This window comes from Eubacteriales bacterium mix99 (assembly GCA_038396605.1).
Lineage (GTDB): Bacteria > Bacillota > Clostridia > Caldicoprobacterales > DTU083 > UBA4874.
Genome location: CP121690.1, coordinates 963,251 through 980,853, shown reverse-complemented (window position 1 = coordinate 980,853; position 17,603 = coordinate 963,251). Strand labels below are relative to the sequence as shown.

Below are 17,603 nucleotides of genomic sequence, written 5' to 3'. Positions count from 1 at the left end.
TTCCGAAGGAAACGACGGAACCCATCCGCTTTTGCTCATACTTTATCTTTGTTTGCTTCTTCTGCCACATTGATTTTGGAGATGGAGTCCCGTATTGCGTTGTGCAATTCAACTTTCTCACTCGGTAACGTGGATATCATGTTCTGAAGAAAGGCCTTTGCCCGCTCTTCCCCGCGGGTTCCAATGGATTTGACAGCTTGCACCTGCACCCTTTCATCCGGATCCTTGAGCAAAGAGATCAGGTAGTTTAACGCATTTTCATCTGATGCGTTTCCTAATTCGGATGCAACAGCCAGTCTGGTTTCCGCATCACCTTTTTCCAACATCTTTCCGATTTTTCCCCAACGTTGTTTTTTTACCAGCTTTTCTGCCTTTTGTTGTTCTTTACTACCGGACATAGGATAACCTTCTTTCTTTTTAATGATTTCTCATGTATAATACCGGAGGAGATAGTCCCATATTGAGACTATATTCATGTGCTTACAGTACACATGTGTTAACTATATGCTAGCATGTATATAAATATTTGTCAATGAAAAGGAGAAACAAAACTGAAGAGTTGGTATAAGAAATGCAAAAAATCTGAGGGACAGCACATGTTTTTATAAAAATAGCATTATTAGAACTATATTTCTTTAAAAGTAAATATATGGGTGTTACTGGGTTAAATTAAGCCAGAGAACCAACTGTAATCCATCAGGACAGCGACATTTGACTAAAAATGGGTAACACGAATAGACATACACTAGGTATGCCAATTAATTCCAATTGGTAATCTTATGAAAAGCCGGTCTGTTCAGCAATTCCTCTTTATCCGGAATTTCTGCCTGACACCAAGTATATCCAGTACTTCATCTAAATCAAAGAATGCGTAGTACTTAACGTTGGCGATGATAAGGATTTTACCACCATCCCTTATGGATTCCCGCCTTCTCCATTCCCGCAGGCAGTCCCCGTCAGACTGCCTGGGAGCTTCCTTTTTACGCCACCCCAGAAAGGCATAGAAAAGCGTATGAGCAAAGATGCATAGAATGATATGCATATATGCCGCGTTTTCTGCGTACTTGCCCTTCCTTCTGGGTAACCGCTTCAGATATGCCGCCTGTTTCAGTTCCCGGAACCCGCCGTTTTCGATCAGCGACCTCAGCCGATATCTTTTTGGAATGCCTGCCGCATCCTCCTCGGCCGGCAGGCTGGTCAGCAGTACAATCTGATCTTCCACAGGCACGGCCTGTCCTTTCCACATTGTGACGACCACAGCATTCAGAGGAGTGCCGTTTGTTTTGCTATTGTTCTGTACTCCTTTCGGGTTATACTCAAGATACGACTGCAGACCGTCCACCCCGTAACCCTGGCATATGCCCTTTCCGTAAACCCACTGTGCCAATGGCTTGTTCTGATACTCCTTCCGCAGAGCTATCGCATCTTCACGGATAATCATGCCTGCCTTTGCCGGGATAATAAAGTCAATCTTCAGTCTGTGTTTCAATTCCCATAATTGAGCGCCGTCCAGAAAGCCCCGGTCCGCAATGACCGTTTCAATGCGGTTTTTCCCACAATTGTGTATGCCCTGCCTGATCATAGGCAAGAAATACTTGTGATCATCCTCATTTGCTGGTACAATCTTTACGGCAACAATGATTCGCGACTTTATCTCATACAGCACGAATACTTTGAAGCCGTATATGTATTTGTACTCGGGAGGGTCGCTGGGACGGCCTTCCTTTTTTCTTTTCGTCTTCCCACACCCCGGAAAATCCGGCCTTGTCTCAACGATTGTAGAGTCCAACGCAAATATTCCGCTCCGCAGCAGTCTCCTGAGTCTTCGTACAACGGTATTGTAAACCCCCATTGTGCTTTCGATACAGCATTTCTCAATATTGTCTAATACTGTAAACACATTCATGACACAGGGTATTTTTTTTATAGCCTTCTCCGTGCTGATTGGCGTCTCCTCTTTTACACAGGCCTTCCTTAACGGTCTCCACATCAAAGCCGATCAGACTCATGGCTCCTTTATCCCCAAGCAACGCCTCACTGCCCCGTGTTGTTGGGATACCCACAATAATTTTCAGTAAGTACAACAGCACATAAATATGAATTCCAAGCATCGTTCTGATATGGGTGCCGGTGATCTTCCTGAGATCCCACAGAATCCCCATATTCCCGAGAAATTTCATGAATGGGCCGATGAACGGCCAATTTGTTTGGATGGCCATGTCAACCTTCCTGTTTTTCAGGGCCTTCTTCGCTTCTCTTTTGTTTTCTACCACGTCTTTCCCCCGCTTTCTTTACGAATTCTGTTACGTCCACTTCATAAAAGGTTTGGATCTGAGCCGCCAATTCATCGATCTCCTGATCCAATGCTTTGATTTGCGCCCGGTTTTCTTTAAACGCCTTGTAATTCTCAGAAAATCTTCGGGCATCCTCGACTTTGTCCGCCACACAGGAAGTTGAGATCAGCTTCTTGCCCTTCAGGTTCTGGTAGATCCAGGGGAAAGGACCGTGCAGTTCACCGGATGCACATTTGCAGTTGGGATTGCCGCACTTGGTCATTCTTTCGTAAAATGACGCAGCCAGCAGCTGTCCCGGGGTCATAATCTTCTCAAGCAGCTCCCACCTTTTTTGATTCAGTTGATAGATTTTCTGGTGGATTTGTGAAATGCCTTCCATTCTTTTCCTCCTTTACGTTGTTATTATATATTATAACGTAATATTATATCATAAAAAGCAGCGGGATGCAATATTTTTCTAAAATATTTTCCCGCTATCGCTGTAATTGGCTATTTTTATGGCTTTTTTATCGTTGATTTCTTATACCAACTTTTCAGAGAAACAAAAAGAGAATAAATGGATATTTCGAAAAAATAAAATGATAAAAAAAGAAAAAAGTTGTTGACAAAGTGAGTACGATTTGCTAATATATAAAAGTCGTCGCTGCCGAGGGCAGCAAAATAAGCCGGATGGACAGAGGCGGCAGGAAGACTGGTCCTTGAAAACAGAACAGTACAAATCCGTGAGTCGGAAGCCTGAGTCAGAAGCGGGAGAGATCCAGTGGAGAGCAGGGAGAAGAGGAACGGAAAGGAATTGAAATCGAAGTCAATTCTTGAGGAACAACGCAAAGCGGAAGCAAGCGTTAAGGAAAGAGCCAAGCAAACGAAACCCATGAGGGTTTGAAGCTTTAATGGGAGAGTTTGATCCTGGCTCAGGACGAACGCTGGCGGCGTGCCTAACACATGCAAGTCGAGCGGGATATACCGGTTTAGTTTACTAAGCTGGTAAATTCAGCGGCGGACGGGTGAGTAACGCGTGAGCAATCTGCCTTGTACAGGGGGATAACAGCCGGAAACGGCTGCTAATACCGCATAAGGCCACAGTACCGCATGGTACAGGGGTCAAAGGAGAGATCCGGTATAAGATGAGCTCGCGTTCCATTAGCTGGTTGGTGAGGTAACGGCCCACCAAGGCAACGATGGGTAGCCGGCCTGAGAGGGTGAACGGCCACATTGGGACTGAGACACGGCCCAAACTCCTACGGGAGGCAGCAGTGGGGGATATTGCGCAATGGGGGGAACCCTGACGCAGCAACGCCGCGTGAGTGAAGGAGGCCTTCGGGTCGTAAAACTCTGTGACAGGGGAAGAAGAAAGTGACGGTACCCTGAGAGGAAGCCCCGGCTAACTACGTGCCAGCAGCCGCGGTAACACGTAGGGGGCAAGCGTTGTCCGGAATTACTGGGCGTAAAGGGTGCGTAGGCGGCCAGGCAAGTCCGATGTGAAAGACCACGGCTAAACTGTGGGGGTGCATAGGAAACTGTCCGGCTTGAGTGCAGGAGAGGAAAGTGGAATTCCTAGTGTAGCGGTGAAATGCGTAGAGATTAGGAAGAACACCAGTGGCGAAGGCGACTTTCTGGACTGTAACTGACGCTGAGGCACGAAAGCGTGGGGAGCGAACAGGATTAGATACCCTGGTAGTCCACGCCGTAAACGATGGATACTAGGTGTAGGGGGTATCGACCCCCCCTGTGCCGGAGTTAACGCAATAAGTATCCCGCCTGGGGAGTACGGCCGCAAGGTTGAAACTCAAAGGAATTGACGGGGGCCCGCACAAGCAGCGGAGCATGTGGTTTAATTCGAAGCAACGCGAAGAACCTTACCAGGGCTTGACATCCCTCCGACGGGCATAGAGATATGCCGTTTCAGCAATGGACGGGGGAGACAGGTGGTGCATGGTTGTCGTCAGCTCGTGTCGTGAGATGTTGGGTTAAGTCCCGCAACGAGCGCAACCCTTATCAACAGTTACCAGCAAGTAAAGTTGGGGACTCTGAAGAGACTGCCGGGGAGAACTCGGAGGAAGGTGGGGATGACGTCAAATCATCATGCCCCTTATGTCCTGGGCTACACACGTGCTACAATGGCCTGAAACAAAGGGAAGCGAAGGCGCAAGCCGGAGCGGAACCCAGAAAGCAGGTCTCAGTTCGGATTGTGGGCTGCAACCCGCCCACATGAAGTCGGAGTTGCTAGTAATCGCGAATCAGCATGTCGCGGTGAATGCGTTCCCGGGCCTTGTACACACCGCCCGTCACACCATGGGAGTCGGGGGCACCCGAAGCCGGTGACCGAACCGAAAGGGAGGAGCCGTCGAAGGTGAAACTGATGACTGGGGTGAAGTCGTAACAAGGTAGCCGTATCGGAAGGTGCGGCTGGATCACCTCCTTTCTAGGGAGAAATTCTTAGATCGAACTTAGCCGGAAGGTTAAGGAAATAATGGAACAACAGGTTCCAGAATCTGATGGAATATTGCTTGGATTTCAATTTTGTACTGTTTTGTTTTGAGGGATCAATCCTCAGTATGTACCTTGAAAACTGCACAATGCAAAGAACGAGAAAGAAAGAAGTAGGTGGTAGACCTGCGAAAGCAGGGAGCTACACTACGATTTCGCAAGGAAAGAACCAAGGTAAGATCAAGCTGGAAAGAGCATAGGGTGAATGCCTTGGCACCAGGAGCCGACGAAGGACGCAGCGATCTGCGAAAAGCCATGGGGAGCCGAAAGCAGGCAATGAGCCATGGATATCCGAATGGGGAAACCCATCTGGGGCAATGCCCAGATATCCATAACTGAATCAATAGGTTATGGAGGGGAGACCCGGGGAACTGAAACATCTAAGTACCCGGAGGAAGAGAAAGAAACATCGATTTTCCAAGTAGCGGCGAGCGAACGGGAAAGAGCCCAAACCGGGCCGAAGGAGACTTCGGGCCGGGGTAAAGGACCGGAATGAGATCGGACATCTCCAGCCGAACTGCACTGGAAAGGCAGGCCGGAGCAGGTGAGAGCCCTGTAGGCGAAGGGGATGGAAGATTGTCCGGGATCCGGAGTACCACGGGACACGAGAAACCCTGTGGGAAGGCGGGGGGACCACCCCCCAAGGCTAAATACTTCCTGGTGACCGATAGAGAAGGAGTACCGTGAGGGAAAGGTGAAAAGCACCCCGGGAGGGGAGTGAAAGAGAACCTGAAACCCTATGTTTACAAGCGGTGGGAGCACAAATATGGTGCGACCACGTACTTTTTGTAGAACGGACCGGCGAGTTGTGGCAGGATGCGAGGTTAAGGACCGGGAAGGTCCGGAGCCGGAGGGAAACCAAGTCTGAAGAGGGCGAATTAGTATTCTGCTGCAGACCCGAAACCAGGTGATCTATCCATGGCCAGGATGAAGCGGAAGTAAAATTTCGTGGAGGTCCGAATCCACCGTTGTTGAAAAAACGGGGAATGAGCTGTGGATAGGGGTGAAATGCCAATCGAACCTGGAGATAGCTGGTTCTCCTCGAAATAGCTTTAGGGCTAGCCTCGGGAAAGAGACATGGAGGTAGAGCACTGAATGGGCTAGGGGGCCGACAAGCCTATCGAACCCTATCAAACTCCGAATGCCATGGTCTTGATTTCCGGGAGTCAGACTGCGTGAGATAAGTTTCGTGGTCAAAAGGGAAACAGCCCAGATCAACAGCTAAGGTCCCAAAGTACAGGTTAAGTGGGAAAGGATGTGGGATTGCACAGACAACCAGGATGTTGGCTTAGAAGCAGCCATACATTGAAAGAGTGCGTAACAGCTCACTGGTCAAGTGGTCCTGCGCCGAAAATGTCCGGGGCTAAAACCTGTCACCGAAGCTTTGGATTGTCATGGATTAACATGACAGTGGTAGAGGAGCATTGTATACTGGCAGAAGCCATACCGGAAGGAGTGGTGGACGGTATACAAGAGAGAATGCCGGTATGAGTAGCGAGAGCGAAGTGAGAATCTTTGCCGTCAAAAGCCCAAGGATTCCTGAGGAAGGTTCGTCCCCTCAGGGTAAGTCGGGACCTAAGCCGAGGACGAAAGTCGTAGGCGATGGACAATCGGTTGAAATTCCGATACCACCGACATCCGCATGAGAGAAGCAGTGACACAGGAGGATAGACGGAGCAGGTTGTTGGTAGAGCCTGTTCAAGCAGTGAGTCCGGGAAGCGAGTGAAGTACCGTTTTCCAAAGATGAGCTGTGACGGGGACCGAAATTAGAGTAGGGAAGCCGTTGAATCCACACTGGCGAGAAAAGCTGCTATCGAGGATGGAGGTGCCCGTACCGTAAACCGACACAGGTGGGCGGGGAGAGAATCCCAAGACGAGCGGGAGAACCCTTGTTAAGGAACTCGGCAAAATGACCCCGTAACTTCGGGAGAAGGGGTGCCTGGGAAACCAGGCCGCAGAGAAAAGGCCCAAGCGACTGTTTAGCAAAAACACAGGTATCTGCGAACTCGAGAGAGGAAGTATAGGTGCTGACGCCTGCCCAGTGCTGGAAGGTTAAGGGGAAGTGTAAGAGCGAGAGCGCGAAGCACAGAACTGAAGCCCCAGTGAACGGCGGCCGTAACTATAACGGTCCTAAGGTAGCGAAATTCCTTGTCGGGCAAGTTCCGACCCGCACGAAAGGCGTAACGATTTGGGCGCTGTCTCAACAAGGGACCCGGCGAAATTGTAGTACCAGTGAAGATACTGGTTACCCGCGATAGGACGGAAAGACCCCGTAGAGCTTTACTGTAACCTGATATTGGATTTTGGCAGGGAATGTACAGGATAGGTGGGAGACTGGGAAGCATGTACGCCAGTATGTGTGGAGTCAATGTTGGGATACCACCCTTTCTGTGCCGGAATTCTAACCTTGGAGCCGTGAACCGGCGAAGGGACATTGTCAGGTGGGCAGTTTGACTGGGGCGGTCGCCTCCGAAAGAGTAACGGAGGCGCCCAAAGGTTCCCTCAGAATGGTTGGAAATCATTCGAAGAGTGTAAAGGCAGAAGGGAGCCTGACTGCGAGAGAGACATCTCGGGCAGGGACGAAAGTCGGGCTTAGTGATCCGGCGGTATCGAGTGGAAGAGCCGTCGCTCAACGGATAAAAGCTACCTCGGGGATAACAGGCTTATCTCCCCCAAGAGTTCACATCGACGGGGAGGTTTGGCACCTCGATGTCGGCTCGTCGCATCCTGGGGCTGAAGTAGGTCCCAAGGGTTGGGCTGTTCGCCCATTAAAGCGGCACGCGAGCTGGGTTCAGAACGTCGTGAGACAGTTCGGTCCCTATCCATCGCGGGCGCAGGAAATTTGAGAGGAGCTGTCCTTAGTACGAGAGGACCGGGATGGACGTACCAATGGTGTATCAGTTGTCGCGCCAGCGGCATGGCTGAGTAGCCAGGTACGGACGGGATAAACGCTGAAGGCATCTAAGCGTGAAGCCCCCCTCAAGATAAGATTTCCCATGCCGAAAGGCAGTAAGACCCCTTGCAGATGACAAGGTTGATAGGTCAGAGGTGGAAGTGCAGTAATGCATGCAGCTGACTGATACTAATCGGTCGAGGGCTTGATCATAAATAGAGCATTGTGCAGTTTTCAGGGTATATCCCTTATCCGGCGGTTACAGCGAAAGGGTCACACCTGTTCCCATCCCGAACACAGCAGTTAAGCCTTTCTGCGCCTATGGTACCTGGAGGGTGACCTCCCGGAAGAGCAGGCCGCTGCCGGATCCAAAAGAAGCACTCAACGTAGAATTTGCTGATACGTTGGGTGCTTTGCTTTTTGTTGTTTATCTGATAGACCGCAAGCTGAAAAGTCTCTCAAGAAAACGCACTCTTTTGGGTTTCAGGCTGCCTGCCGGGGAAATGTTCAGTTTTTGAAACAATTCCTTCAGGAAGGTATCCGCCTGCTGCAATTGCTTTGGCTGCAATTTGTTTTGTAGTAGATCCAGTTCCCATTCCAGTTCATAGTCAAAAGTACCGAGATAAGCATTGACGTCCAGAAGAACAGGGGAGAATCCGTCTTTTACCGGAAAATGGAACCTTGCGGTCCGAAGATGCCCATAGCAAATCAGATCCGTTGGCTGAAGGGAATGGTTCCTCAGCATTTCGGGGAAGAATTCCGTCTGGGCTTTGGCGGACAGTCCGTCTTTTATGGTATGCAAGGCTTCTTTTCTGCTGAATTGCCTGTTGTATTCATAACTGTTCTGCAGGACATCGGTTGTTTGGTTGACAATGGGTATTTTGCAGGTCAGTTCCGACTTTTCCCCGAGAAACCGAATTCGGATATTGATGGGGCTTCGGGTCAGAGGGGAGTCCGGAGAAGCGAAGTAATAGTTCACCTGCCGGATCAGCGATATATTATTGTTTGGCTGCAGATGATGATACAGGCAATGGAAGTCTTTTCGGCTCAGCAAATATTTGAGTTCTGTTTCGGTGTTGGACAACAGTTTCCGCCTCCCGGGTCTTTTGATATTTATGGATATCCTATTTTACCATACATTTGCCGGTGTGGATAATGGGATTGGCCCGTTATTCTTATGATAATGGAATTGACCTGTTATTCTTATGATAATAGGATTGACCTGTTATTCTTATGTTTTGTCAATTCTTACGTTTTGTCTGTAAGGGTGACGAAACGGTATCCCTTCGCCCGGAGGGTTTCAATGATGATGGGAAGGGATTCGATGGTGGCCCTCCGGTTGGTCGGGCCGCCGGAGCTGTGCATCAGTACAATGGCGCCCGGATGGATGTTTTCCACCACGCAGGTTACGATATCGTCCGGATTGTCAAAGTACCAGTCCATGGAATCAATGGACCAGGCGACGGTCTGAAATCCGGCCTGGATCAGCTCCGTCATCTGCTTTTTCGTCACAAGGCCAAACGGCGGGCGAAAAAATTTTGTTTTCGTTCCGTAGTGGGCCAGAACATCCTGAGTTCGCTGCACTTCTCCCATCAGGGTATCTGACCTGACATCCGTGGGCCGGATGTGACTCCAGCTGTGATTGGCCAGAACATGTCCCTCTGCCTGTGCCCGTTGTATTGTTTCCGGAAAGCCCTTCATCTGCTGGCCAATGAAGAAAAAGGTTCCCGGCACCTGATAATGATTCAGAATATCGAGGATTTTTGGCATGGAGCTGCCATCCGGGCCGTCGTCAAAGGTCAGGGCAACTTTTTTCCCTTTTGCGGGAAGGGAAATGAGAAAAGAATGGGGATAATCCTGTTGCAGTTGTTTTGCCTTTCTGCAGAATTCTGCAAGGTGCGTGTCCATTTTGGGATCCAGCGCAATGGGACTTTTCCTTACATGGATATTGGAATCCCTTGCGGGTTTCCGGTCGGTGGATACAATAGGTTCGTCCTGGTCCGCTGTGGTATCATCCAGCCTATCTCCTGTTTTGTTTGCTTTGTCTCCGGTTCCGTCTGCGCTGTCTCTTGTTCCGTTTGTTCTGTCTTTCCTGTCTCCGGTACCGTCTGCATCCGTTCCGGTACCTGCGTTTCTTTGATTGGGACTTTGATTGGGACGTTTTGCCGGGGTACCGGAAGACAGCAAAAGAAAAGTACAGAGGAGAAGCACGCACAAAGTGATGACAGAGAAAATGAAAATCCTTTTCTTCTTCATTGGGTTCCTTTCTGAATGGATCCGCGCATAATGATTCCGGACAATGGCTTTCTGCCAAAACAATTATTTTACAGTAATATCTGTTTCCGGATAAGCCATTTTGTCCAGTTGCTCTGCTTTTTCGGCGATTTCTTCCCTTGTTATAATCTTCTTTTCCAATAAGACTTCAATCATGCTGGTAACCGCCAGCATATTTCGGTACTCCACTTCTTTCATATCACCGATTTGTGCCACAATATCCAACTTGTTCACAATTTCCCCGCCTTTCATGGAAATGGACTTAATTACCTTATTATCTCTCTTTATCATTGCCCTGCTCCTTTGGGTTTATTCAGAATCATAAAAAAGCAAAAAAGGATGACGGTGATTTGATGATTTCAGTCGGAGAAGGCAGAAAAGTTCAGAATATGGTTGCATAAGAAAAAGTTTGGTGTATAATAATAACAAGGCGATGAAGGGAAGCAGTAGGACTTTTTATCTTGTTCAGAGAGCCGATGGCCGGTGAGAATCGGCAGGATATTTTTCCGAATCCATCCTGAAGCTGTGTGCTGAAACAATAGTAGGCATTACCGGTACGGACCGTTATTCCGGCTATGAGGCGGAGAGATTTACTTCTCTCAACCAGGGTGGCAACGCGGGTGAACTGACTCGTCCCTATGAAGGGGCGGGTTTTATTTTTTGGAGGTGCTTTTTATGTTGGATGCAAAGTTTATTCGGAAGGATCCGGAAGCTGTCCGTGCAGGACTGGCCAAAAGAAATACCAAGGTGAACCTGGACCTTTTTCTGTCCCTGGATGAAAAGAGGAGGGAAATCATCCGGAAAGCGGAACAGCTGAAGAATAAGCGAAACACTGTATCCCAGGAAATCGCAAGGAGAAAAAAAGAAAAAAAGGATACCGATGCGATTATTGCGGAAATGCAGCAGGTATCCCGGGATATCCGGAGTATGGACGAAGAGGCCCGGGAAACAGAGGAGCAGTTGAACAATATCCTGCTGACCCTGCCGAATCTTCCTCATGAATCGGTGCCGGTAGGGAAAGACGATTCTGATAATGAGGAAGTCCGTCGATGGGGAACCCCTACCCAATTTTCATTTGAACCAAAGGCGCATTGGGATCTCGGTGAGGATCTGGGAATCCTGGATTTTGGGACGGCAGCGAAAGTGACAGGAGCACGCTTTACATTCTACAAAGGGCTGGGAACCCGTCTGGAGCGCAGTTTATTTACCTTTATGATGGATCTTCATTCCATGAAGCACGGTTATACGGAGATTTTCCCTCCCTTTATGGTGAACCGACGCAGCATGATCGGTACCGGACAGCTGCCAAAGTTTGAAGAGGATGCCTTTAAAGTGGAAGGAACGGATTATTATCTGATTCCCACAGCAGAGGTTCCGGTCACCAATATGCATCGGGAGCAGATTCTGGACGGGGCACAGCTTCCCATCAGGTATTGCGCATACAGTGCCTGCTTCCGGTCCGAGGCCGGTGCTGCCGGAAGGGATACCCGCGGTTTGATCCGTCAGCATCAGTTCAATAAGGTGGAGCTGGTGAAATTTGTGAAGCCGGAAACTTCCTATGATGAGCTGGAGTCCCTGACCAACGATGCAGAAGATGTCCTGAAGGAGCTGGGCCTTCCTTACCGGGTGGTGAACCTTTGTTCAGGGGATCTGGGATTCTCGGCGGCCAAGACCTATGATCTGGAAGTCTGGCTTCCCAGCTATCAGCGCTATGTGGAGATCTCCTCCTGCAGCAATTTTGAGGATTTTCAGGCAAGGCGCGCGGATATCAAATTCCGGGATGGCGCCAAAGGCAAGCCGCAGTATGTTCATACCCTGAATGGATCCGGCGTGGCAGTGGGCCGCACAGTTGCCGCCATTCTGGAGAACTATCAGCAGGAAGACGGTTCGGTCATAATTCCGGAAAGGCTGCGTCCTTATATGGGTGGCATCGACAGGATTAGCAAATAAGTCTCTCTGGTAATTGGATGAATAGGTCCTGAATATTTGCCGGTCCGGGAGAGCCGGCTGCTTCGGGATTTTTATGGCCCTGATGGATGGGCCGGATGAAATTTTGTTGACATAGCATGACTGATTTGCTATACTAAATAAGTACCAGCTCAGCAGACTGGACTTATTTCAGTGGAGAGATGTCCGAGTGGTTTATGGAGCTGGTCTTGAAAACCAGTGACGCCGCAAGGTGCCGGGGGTTCGAATCCCTCTCTCTCCGCCATGAATGATAGAAATATACTTGCCGGGACAAAAGTGGATTATTGTCCGAAGCATAGGAATCATCCAATATGGAGAAGTACCCAAGTTGGCTGAAGGGGCGCCCCTGCTAAGGGTGTAGGTCGGGTTTTACCGGCGCGAGGGTTCGAATCCCTCCTTCTCCGCCATATCAGAAACCCTGTGAAATCAACGTTTTACGGGGTTTTTCATACTCACTTTCAATGTTTGGCCTTTATTTTGACCCTTTACAGGTTTTTTTCATACTCACTTTCAATGCTGATTCATGTTTGTTTGCTGATCCTTGTTTTGCTGATGACCTGTTTTGGTGATCCGTATTTTGCTGATTCATGTTTGTTTGCTGATCCCTGTTTTACTGATTTCCAGGTACTCTTTGCTTCGAATAGCGTTTCTGATATGGGGAAGGATGAATATCATAGAAAATATCGTAGGGAAATCTAAAAAAGCAGGCAAGAGGCAAAAGAAAGGAGAAAAGCAGATAGGATGAAAGCGATCACTTATAACGGGATGCAGGACGTACGGGTCGAAAAAGTGGAGGACCCCAAAATTCAAAAACCGGATGATGTTATCATAAAGGTTACTTCAACCGCAATATGCGGCTCGGATCTGCACATTTTTCGGGGAACGGTACCCAAGGTAGCCAGGGGAACCGTACTTGGCCATGAGGCAATGGGCATCGTGGAGGAGACGGGGAAGGACATTGCAGAGTTGAAAAAAGGAGATCGGGTGATCGTTCCCTTCCCCGTATCCTGTGGTCATTGCTGGTATTGTGAGCATGATTTGTGGAGCCTGTGTGACAATTCCAATCCCAACGGGGAAGTTGGCGGTTTGTTTGGCTACGGCGATCTGTACGGCGGTTATGATGGAGGGCAGGCGGAATATATGCGTGTGCCCTACGGCAACGTGGGGCCAAAAGTTGTTCCGGAAGAGCTGGCAGACGAACAGGTTTTGTTCCTGACGGATATTCTTCCCACCTCTTACTGGGGGACCCTGGTACAGGGCGGAGTAAAGCCCGATGATACGGTTGTGGTGCTGGGCTGCGGACCGGTGGGGCTGCTTTGCATGAAATGGGCAGCATTTGGCGGTGCCAGCCGGATCATTGCGGTGGACAATATCCCGTATCGCCTGAAGCATGCCGCCGGATACGACCGTGTTGAGACCATCAATTTTGACGATTACGATAACACCGGTGAATATATCAAGCAAATCACCCATGGAGGTGCCGACGTTGTGGTGGACTGTGTAGGGATGGATGGGAAGAGATCCGCTCTGGAGACGGCGGAGACCCTGTTGAAAATACAGGGCGGTTCAAAGTCGGCAATTGAAATGTCTTCGCAGGCGGTCCGCAAAGGCGGTACTGTATCCATTGTGGGGGTCTATGGAGCCAGATATAATATGTTTCCGTTCGGGGACTTTTTCTCACGGGGGATTACCCTGAAAATGGGACAGTGCCCTGCCCAGGCATATGTTGATCCCATCCTCAAACGGATCCAGAGCGGAGAATTTGATCCGACGGACATTATCACCCATAAAATATCCCTGGAGGATGGCCGCCACGCGTATGACATATTTAATAAAAGGGTGGACAACTGTATTAAGGTGATCTTAAAGCCATAAAGGTTCAGGCTCCAAATTTCTACAGCGGAGCATTCTTAAAATCATAAATTGCGCCGTCTGCTGTCTTCTGTATCCACGTCCAATCCTTTTTGGATGCATCATCATATACTCCGTATACCGTCATTCCAGCATCCTTGGCGCTCTGGACCGCCTGGGGGATATCCTCAAATACCATGCAGTCACCTGGAGCAACACCAAGTTTTTCAGCGGTGAGCAGATAAACGTCCGGTTTTGTTTTGCCGCAGCCTGCCTCATCTGTGGAGCAGATCACGTCGAACCATTCCAGAATGCCATGATTACGGAGCACTGGCTCATAGAGTCCGGCGGGAAGGCTGGTGGCAATGCCCAGCCGGACTCTGTGCTTCCTGAGCAGGGTAAGGTATTCCCGCGCACAGGACTTCAGAGGTACCGTATGCCCATAGGCATAAACTGCCATATCGTACCACTCCCTAATCAGCTGGCCCATGCTTTCCGGCAGGTTAAAGCGTTCAATGGTGTATTCAGCAGCCTCGGAAAAGCTACGTGAGGCAATGGCGTTAATATAATCGGGCGGCACATCCAGACCCCGCTTAGTAAGAAAATCCATGTCGATCTGTTCCCATACGCCCATGGAATCCAGCAGGGTACCATCCAGATCAAAAATACTTGCCTTCATTTTTTCCCTTTCCCTTCCAGAAACAGTGTCTTCAACCTCCGTGCTGCTCCTGCAACATCAGCCTGGGCGACGATGGCGGAAACCACGGCCAGTCCGTCAATGTCCATGCCCTGAAAGCATGATACCGTTTCCCTGTTGATGCCTCCGATGACAACGATGGGCAGGGACACCGCCTTCCGAATGCGGCGAAGCTCCTCCATGGAGGTGATTTTTGCATCGCTCTTGGTGCCGGTGGCAAACATGGCGCCGACGCCAAGATAGTCTGCGCCTGCTTTTTTGGCGGCCAGTGCTTCGCTGAGATTGCCGGCCGATACCCCTACAATCCGATCGGGGCCAATGATTCTTCGCACCACATCTGCAGGAAGGTCACTTTGTCCTACGTGCACTCCGTCGGCATCAACGGCCAGGGCAATGTCCACCCGATCGTTGATGATGAGCGGCACATTTCTCTCTGATGTGATCTTCCGTACCTTTTGCGCGATTTCATGGAAGTCCCGGGAAGACGCTTTCTTTTCCCGCAGCTGCACCAGGGTACATCCTCCCTGAATAGCCTGTTCCACCGATTGCTCAATGGTATCGGAGCTCATGAGACCCCGGTCGGTAACAAGATAAAGCGTGTAATCAATTTTGGGCTTCATACATTTTTGCCCTCCCTGACAGGGTCTCCGCATCCATATGACTTACCGCATCATGCAGTGCCATGTGGAAACTTCCGTTGCCGGATTGTCCGGCTTTTTCCCCGGCAATTTCGCCTGCGATGCCCATGGTCAGCAGTGCAGCAATGGTCGCTTCGAAGGGCGCATCCGGGACGGCTCCGCAAAAAGAGCCAATGAGAGAGGAACACATGCATCCAGTTCCTGTAAGATCGGCGAGCATGGGATGACCGTTTTTGATGCACATGACTGTCTTGCCGTCTGACACCACGTCCGTGGCTCCGGTGATTGCTGTTATGCAGTGGGAGCGGGCGGCCAGCGCTTTTGCGATTGTCCTGGCATCTGCAGAGCTTTGAAGATCATCTTCGGAAGCATCCACGCCCTTTGTCGCGGACTTTAATCCTGCAAGAAAGCGTATCTCCGAGATGTTTCCGCGGAGGACACGGATCCTGACTTCCTCCAGGATCCGGGCAGCGGTTTCATTGCGCAGCTTTGATGCTCCGGCTCCCACAGGATCCAAAACAACCGGCACACCTGCTTTGTTGGCTGCCCTGCCTGCTGCAAACAGGGACGGGATGGTCCGTTCGTTGAGCGTTCCCAGATTGAGAACGAGTGCGGAAGCGGCGGCGGCTATGTCTGCGGCTTCCTGCAGAGCATCGGCCATAATGGGCGATGCGCCGATGGCCAGTGTAACGTTGGCGCAGTCGTTTACGGTAACGTAGTTTGTGATATGGTGCACAAGCGGCTTCTTTTCCCGCACCTGGTCCACCAGGGCCGCGTATTTATTTTTCATACTCCGGCACTTCCTTCGTTTTTTTGTTTTGACTGAGAGTCCGTTTTATTTCTCTCCAGATGTTTGTAAAGGTCATAAAAATGATGAGTGGGCCCATGGCCTTTGCCGAGGTCCAGGGAATGAGCAATGGCGGTTGTAACGTATTTTTTGGCATGCTCCACAGCCTGCTGCACTGACATGCCGAGGGCAAGGTTGGCGGCAATTGCCGAGGAATAGGTACAGCCTGTTCCATGGGTGTTTTTGGTATGGATGCGGGGGCATGTGAAGCGATGGTATCCCGTGCCGTCAAACAGAATGTCGGTAGCGTCTCCCTTGCTGTGACCGCCCTTGACCAGCGCCGCCTGACAACCCATTTCATGGATGCAGCGCACAGCACGCTCCATGTCCTCCTGTGTATGGATATGGATTCCTGTAATTTTTTCGGCCTCCGGGATGTTGGGAGTCAGGACATCAGCCAGGGGGACAATTTCGGCAATCAGCGTGTCGATGGAATCCGGGTCCATCAGGGCACAGCCATTTTTGGCGTACATCACCGGGTCAATGACCACATTGGAGGGTTTCCACTTGTCCAATTTTCGTTTCACGGCCAGCATTCCTTCCCGACAGGACAACATGCCGATTTTCACCGCATCGGGCGGGATGTCTTCAAATACGGCTTCGATTTGTTTCTCAATGATGTCAGGGCGAACGTCCTGAAATTCGATTACCCGGACGGTGTTCTCTGCCACCACCGATGTGATGACCGACATGCCAAAAACCCCGTGCGCAGAAAATGTTTTTAAGTCGGCCTGAATGCCAGCGCCGCCGCTGCAGTCCGAACCGGCAATGCTCAATACTTTTTTCACGGATCAACCTCCTGTACATTTGTTGGATAGATTACAAGCAATGTCCCGGATTGTACCGAGATGCTGCCGGGAGCACCGGTGAACCGGTTACTGACGCCCAGTGGATAAGTGCTGCGCAGCGTGGCGTTATTCAGCGGATATTTCAGGCCCTGTTCGGAGACACCTGTGGAAGTGCCGGAACAGGAAAAGACGGAAACGATTCCCCCGACGCCAGCCGGAAACGCAATGCTTCCATTGTGTACTGCGGTAATCACCGTATCCCGGGCAAACAGGTACCCACGTCCTCCACGGCATGCAAGACCGGCCAGGCACTGGATATTGGCAATGGTGTGATCCAGGCGGCCTCCGGTTCCACCATAAATGCAGAAGCGGCGGAAACCGCAGTCCCAGCCTTCGCGCAGAGCTGCCAGCATGTCAGTGTCATCCTTTTCCTGCGGCAGTACAATGGTTTTGGGGCCGCCGGCAGGCGGAGCGGACAGGGAATCGAAATCCCCGATCACCAGGTCAGGCACAACTCCATGTTTCCCCAGATAGGCAAAGCCCCCGTCCGCTGCAATGATAAAATCAGCGGACTGGAAATCGGGCAGCTGATAATGCTCTCCTGCTCCAAACAGGAAGCAGGTATGTTTCTTGCTTTTCCCCATAAGGAATATCCCTCTTCCAATACAAAAAAGGTGCCTTCCGGAAGAAAGCACCCTTTCAAACTAAGATTCTGTTTGAAATGCTTCCTGCGCCGGTCTTAACCGACAGGTTCCAAGGGTCAGGTTCCACCTTCTCAACTCGCATGCGGACGGTGTCCGCTTTGAGTCCCCCTGCATCACGCACAGTATAACAAACCCTTTATTGAAAATCAAGACGGCAGTGCG

The 17,603-nt window shown here is 50.3% G+C and carries 14 protein-coding genes, 2 tRNA genes, 3 rRNA genes, 1 riboswitch and 1 other annotated feature; of the genes, 7 read left to right on the top strand and 12 right to left on the bottom strand.

What is annotated here, in order from left to right; translation table 11 throughout:
• Nucleotides 1-35: 35 nt before the first annotated feature.
• The 4 genes from QBE55_04035 to QBE55_04020 form a co-directional block, all read right to left on the bottom strand.
• Entirely contained in the window at nt 36-398 is a 363-nt protein-coding gene (locus tag QBE55_04035) for a HEAT repeat domain-containing protein (GenBank protein WZL79336.1), read from the bottom strand.
• Nucleotides 399-796: 398 nt separating this feature from the next.
• Complete coding sequence (locus tag QBE55_04030; protein WZL79335.1) at nt 797-1,906, bottom strand: transposase; 1,110 nt, start codon at nt 1,904-1,906, stop codon at nt 797-799.
• Nucleotides 1,875-2,219, bottom strand: a complete 345-nt coding sequence (locus QBE55_04025; GenBank protein WZL79334.1) for a hypothetical protein — start codon at nt 2,217-2,219, stop codon at nt 1,875-1,877. Before QBE55_04025 ends, QBE55_04030 begins: the two co-directional genes overlap by 32 nt.
• Before the next feature lies 1 nt (nt 2,220).
• Entirely contained in the window at nt 2,221-2,673 is a 453-nt protein-coding gene (locus tag QBE55_04020; GenBank protein WZL79333.1) for a hypothetical protein, read from the bottom strand.
• A gap of 509 nt (nt 2,674-3,182) precedes the next feature.
• Here QBE55_04020 and QBE55_04015 point away from each other — a divergent pair.
• The 3 genes from QBE55_04015 to rrf all read left to right on the top strand — a co-directional run bounded on the left by QBE55_04015 (nt 3,183) and on the right by rrf (nt 8,042).
• A 16S ribosomal RNA gene (locus QBE55_04015) occupies nt 3,183-4,716 on the top strand.
• A 243-nt stretch (nt 4,717-4,959) separates the two neighbouring features.
• A 23S ribosomal RNA gene (locus QBE55_04010) occupies nt 4,960-7,887 on the top strand.
• 38 nt (nt 7,888-7,925) lie between these two features.
• Nucleotides 7,926-8,042 (top strand): 5S ribosomal RNA (gene rrf, locus QBE55_04005).
• Together the 16S, 23S and 5S rRNA genes form the textbook arrangement of a ribosomal RNA operon.
• A gap of 59 nt (nt 8,043-8,101) precedes the next feature.
• Here rrf and QBE55_04000 read toward each other — a convergent pair.
• From QBE55_04000 to QBE55_03990, 3 genes are all read right to left on the bottom strand, one after another.
• The gene (locus QBE55_04000) at nt 8,102-8,758 is read right to left on the bottom strand and encodes a CYTH domain-containing protein (GenBank protein ID WZL79332.1); all 657 of its coding nucleotides are present in this window, start codon (nt 8,756-8,758) and stop codon (nt 8,102-8,104) included.
• A 164-nt stretch (nt 8,759-8,922) separates the two neighbouring features.
• Nucleotides 8,923-9,930 (bottom strand): polysaccharide deacetylase family protein, encoded by a 1,008-nt coding sequence (locus tag QBE55_03995; protein ID WZL79331.1) that lies wholly within the window; start codon nt 9,928-9,930, stop codon nt 8,923-8,925.
• A gap of 63 nt (nt 9,931-9,993) precedes the next feature.
• Nucleotides 9,994-10,239 carry a hypothetical protein gene (locus QBE55_03990; protein ID WZL79330.1) on the bottom strand — a complete coding sequence of 82 codons (246 nt, stop codon included), beginning with the start codon at nt 10,237-10,239 and terminating at the stop codon, nt 9,994-9,996.
• Between the two features lie 133 nt (nt 10,240-10,372).
• Nucleotides 10,373-10,589: a binding site (T-box leader), on the top strand.
• 34 nt (nt 10,590-10,623) lie between these two features.
• On the opposite strand from QBE55_03990, the gene serS reads away from it, so the two are divergent.
• The 4 genes from serS (at nt 10,624) to QBE55_03970 (ending at nt 13,791) form a co-directional block, all read left to right on the top strand.
• A complete protein-coding gene (serS, locus tag QBE55_03985) occupies nt 10,624-11,898 on the top strand; it encodes a serine--tRNA ligase (protein ID WZL79329.1) in 1,275 nt (424 codons plus the stop codon).
• Between the two features lie 173 nt (nt 11,899-12,071).
• Nucleotides 12,072-12,160 (top strand) — tRNA-Ser (locus tag QBE55_03980).
• A gap of 69 nt (nt 12,161-12,229) precedes the next feature.
• Nucleotides 12,230-12,323 (top strand) — tRNA-Ser (locus QBE55_03975).
• A 334-nt stretch (nt 12,324-12,657) separates the two neighbouring features.
• Nucleotides 12,658-13,791, top strand: coding sequence for a glutathione-dependent formaldehyde dehydrogenase (locus QBE55_03970; protein WZL79328.1), 1,134 nt, complete (start codon nt 12,658-12,660; stop codon nt 13,789-13,791).
• 19 nt (nt 13,792-13,810) lie between these two features.
• Here QBE55_03970 and QBE55_03965 read toward each other — a convergent pair whose 3' ends face one another.
• From QBE55_03965 to QBE55_03945, 5 genes are read right to left on the bottom strand one after another with little or no spacing between them, the layout of a single operon-like run.
• On the bottom strand, nt 13,811-14,446 hold the full coding sequence (locus QBE55_03965) for an HAD family phosphatase (protein ID WZL79327.1): 636 nt from the start codon (nt 14,444-14,446) through the stop codon (nt 13,811-13,813).
• Nucleotides 14,443-15,084, bottom strand: a complete 642-nt coding sequence (thiE, locus tag QBE55_03960) for a thiamine phosphate synthase (protein WZL79326.1) — start codon at nt 15,082-15,084, stop codon at nt 14,443-14,445. Before thiE ends, QBE55_03965 begins: the two co-directional genes overlap by 4 nt.
• A complete protein-coding gene (gene thiM / locus QBE55_03955) occupies nt 15,068-15,892 on the bottom strand; it encodes a hydroxyethylthiazole kinase (GenBank protein WZL79325.1) in 825 nt (274 codons plus the stop codon). Before thiM ends, thiE begins: the two co-directional genes overlap by 17 nt.
• The gene (thiD, locus tag QBE55_03950; protein ID WZL79324.1) at nt 15,889-16,737 is read right to left on the bottom strand and encodes a bifunctional hydroxymethylpyrimidine kinase/phosphomethylpyrimidine kinase; all 849 of its coding nucleotides are present in this window, start codon (nt 16,735-16,737) and stop codon (nt 15,889-15,891) included. Before thiD ends, thiM begins: the two co-directional genes overlap by 4 nt.
• A complete protein-coding gene (locus QBE55_03945) occupies nt 16,734-17,381 on the bottom strand; it encodes a thiamine diphosphokinase (GenBank protein WZL79323.1) in 648 nt (215 codons plus the stop codon). The genes thiD and QBE55_03945 overlap by 4 nt, the downstream gene beginning before the upstream one ends.
• 64 nt (nt 17,382-17,445) lie before the next feature.
• Nucleotides 17,446-17,561, bottom strand: a riboswitch (TPP riboswitch).
• Between the last annotated feature and the right edge of the window lie 42 nt (nt 17,562-17,603).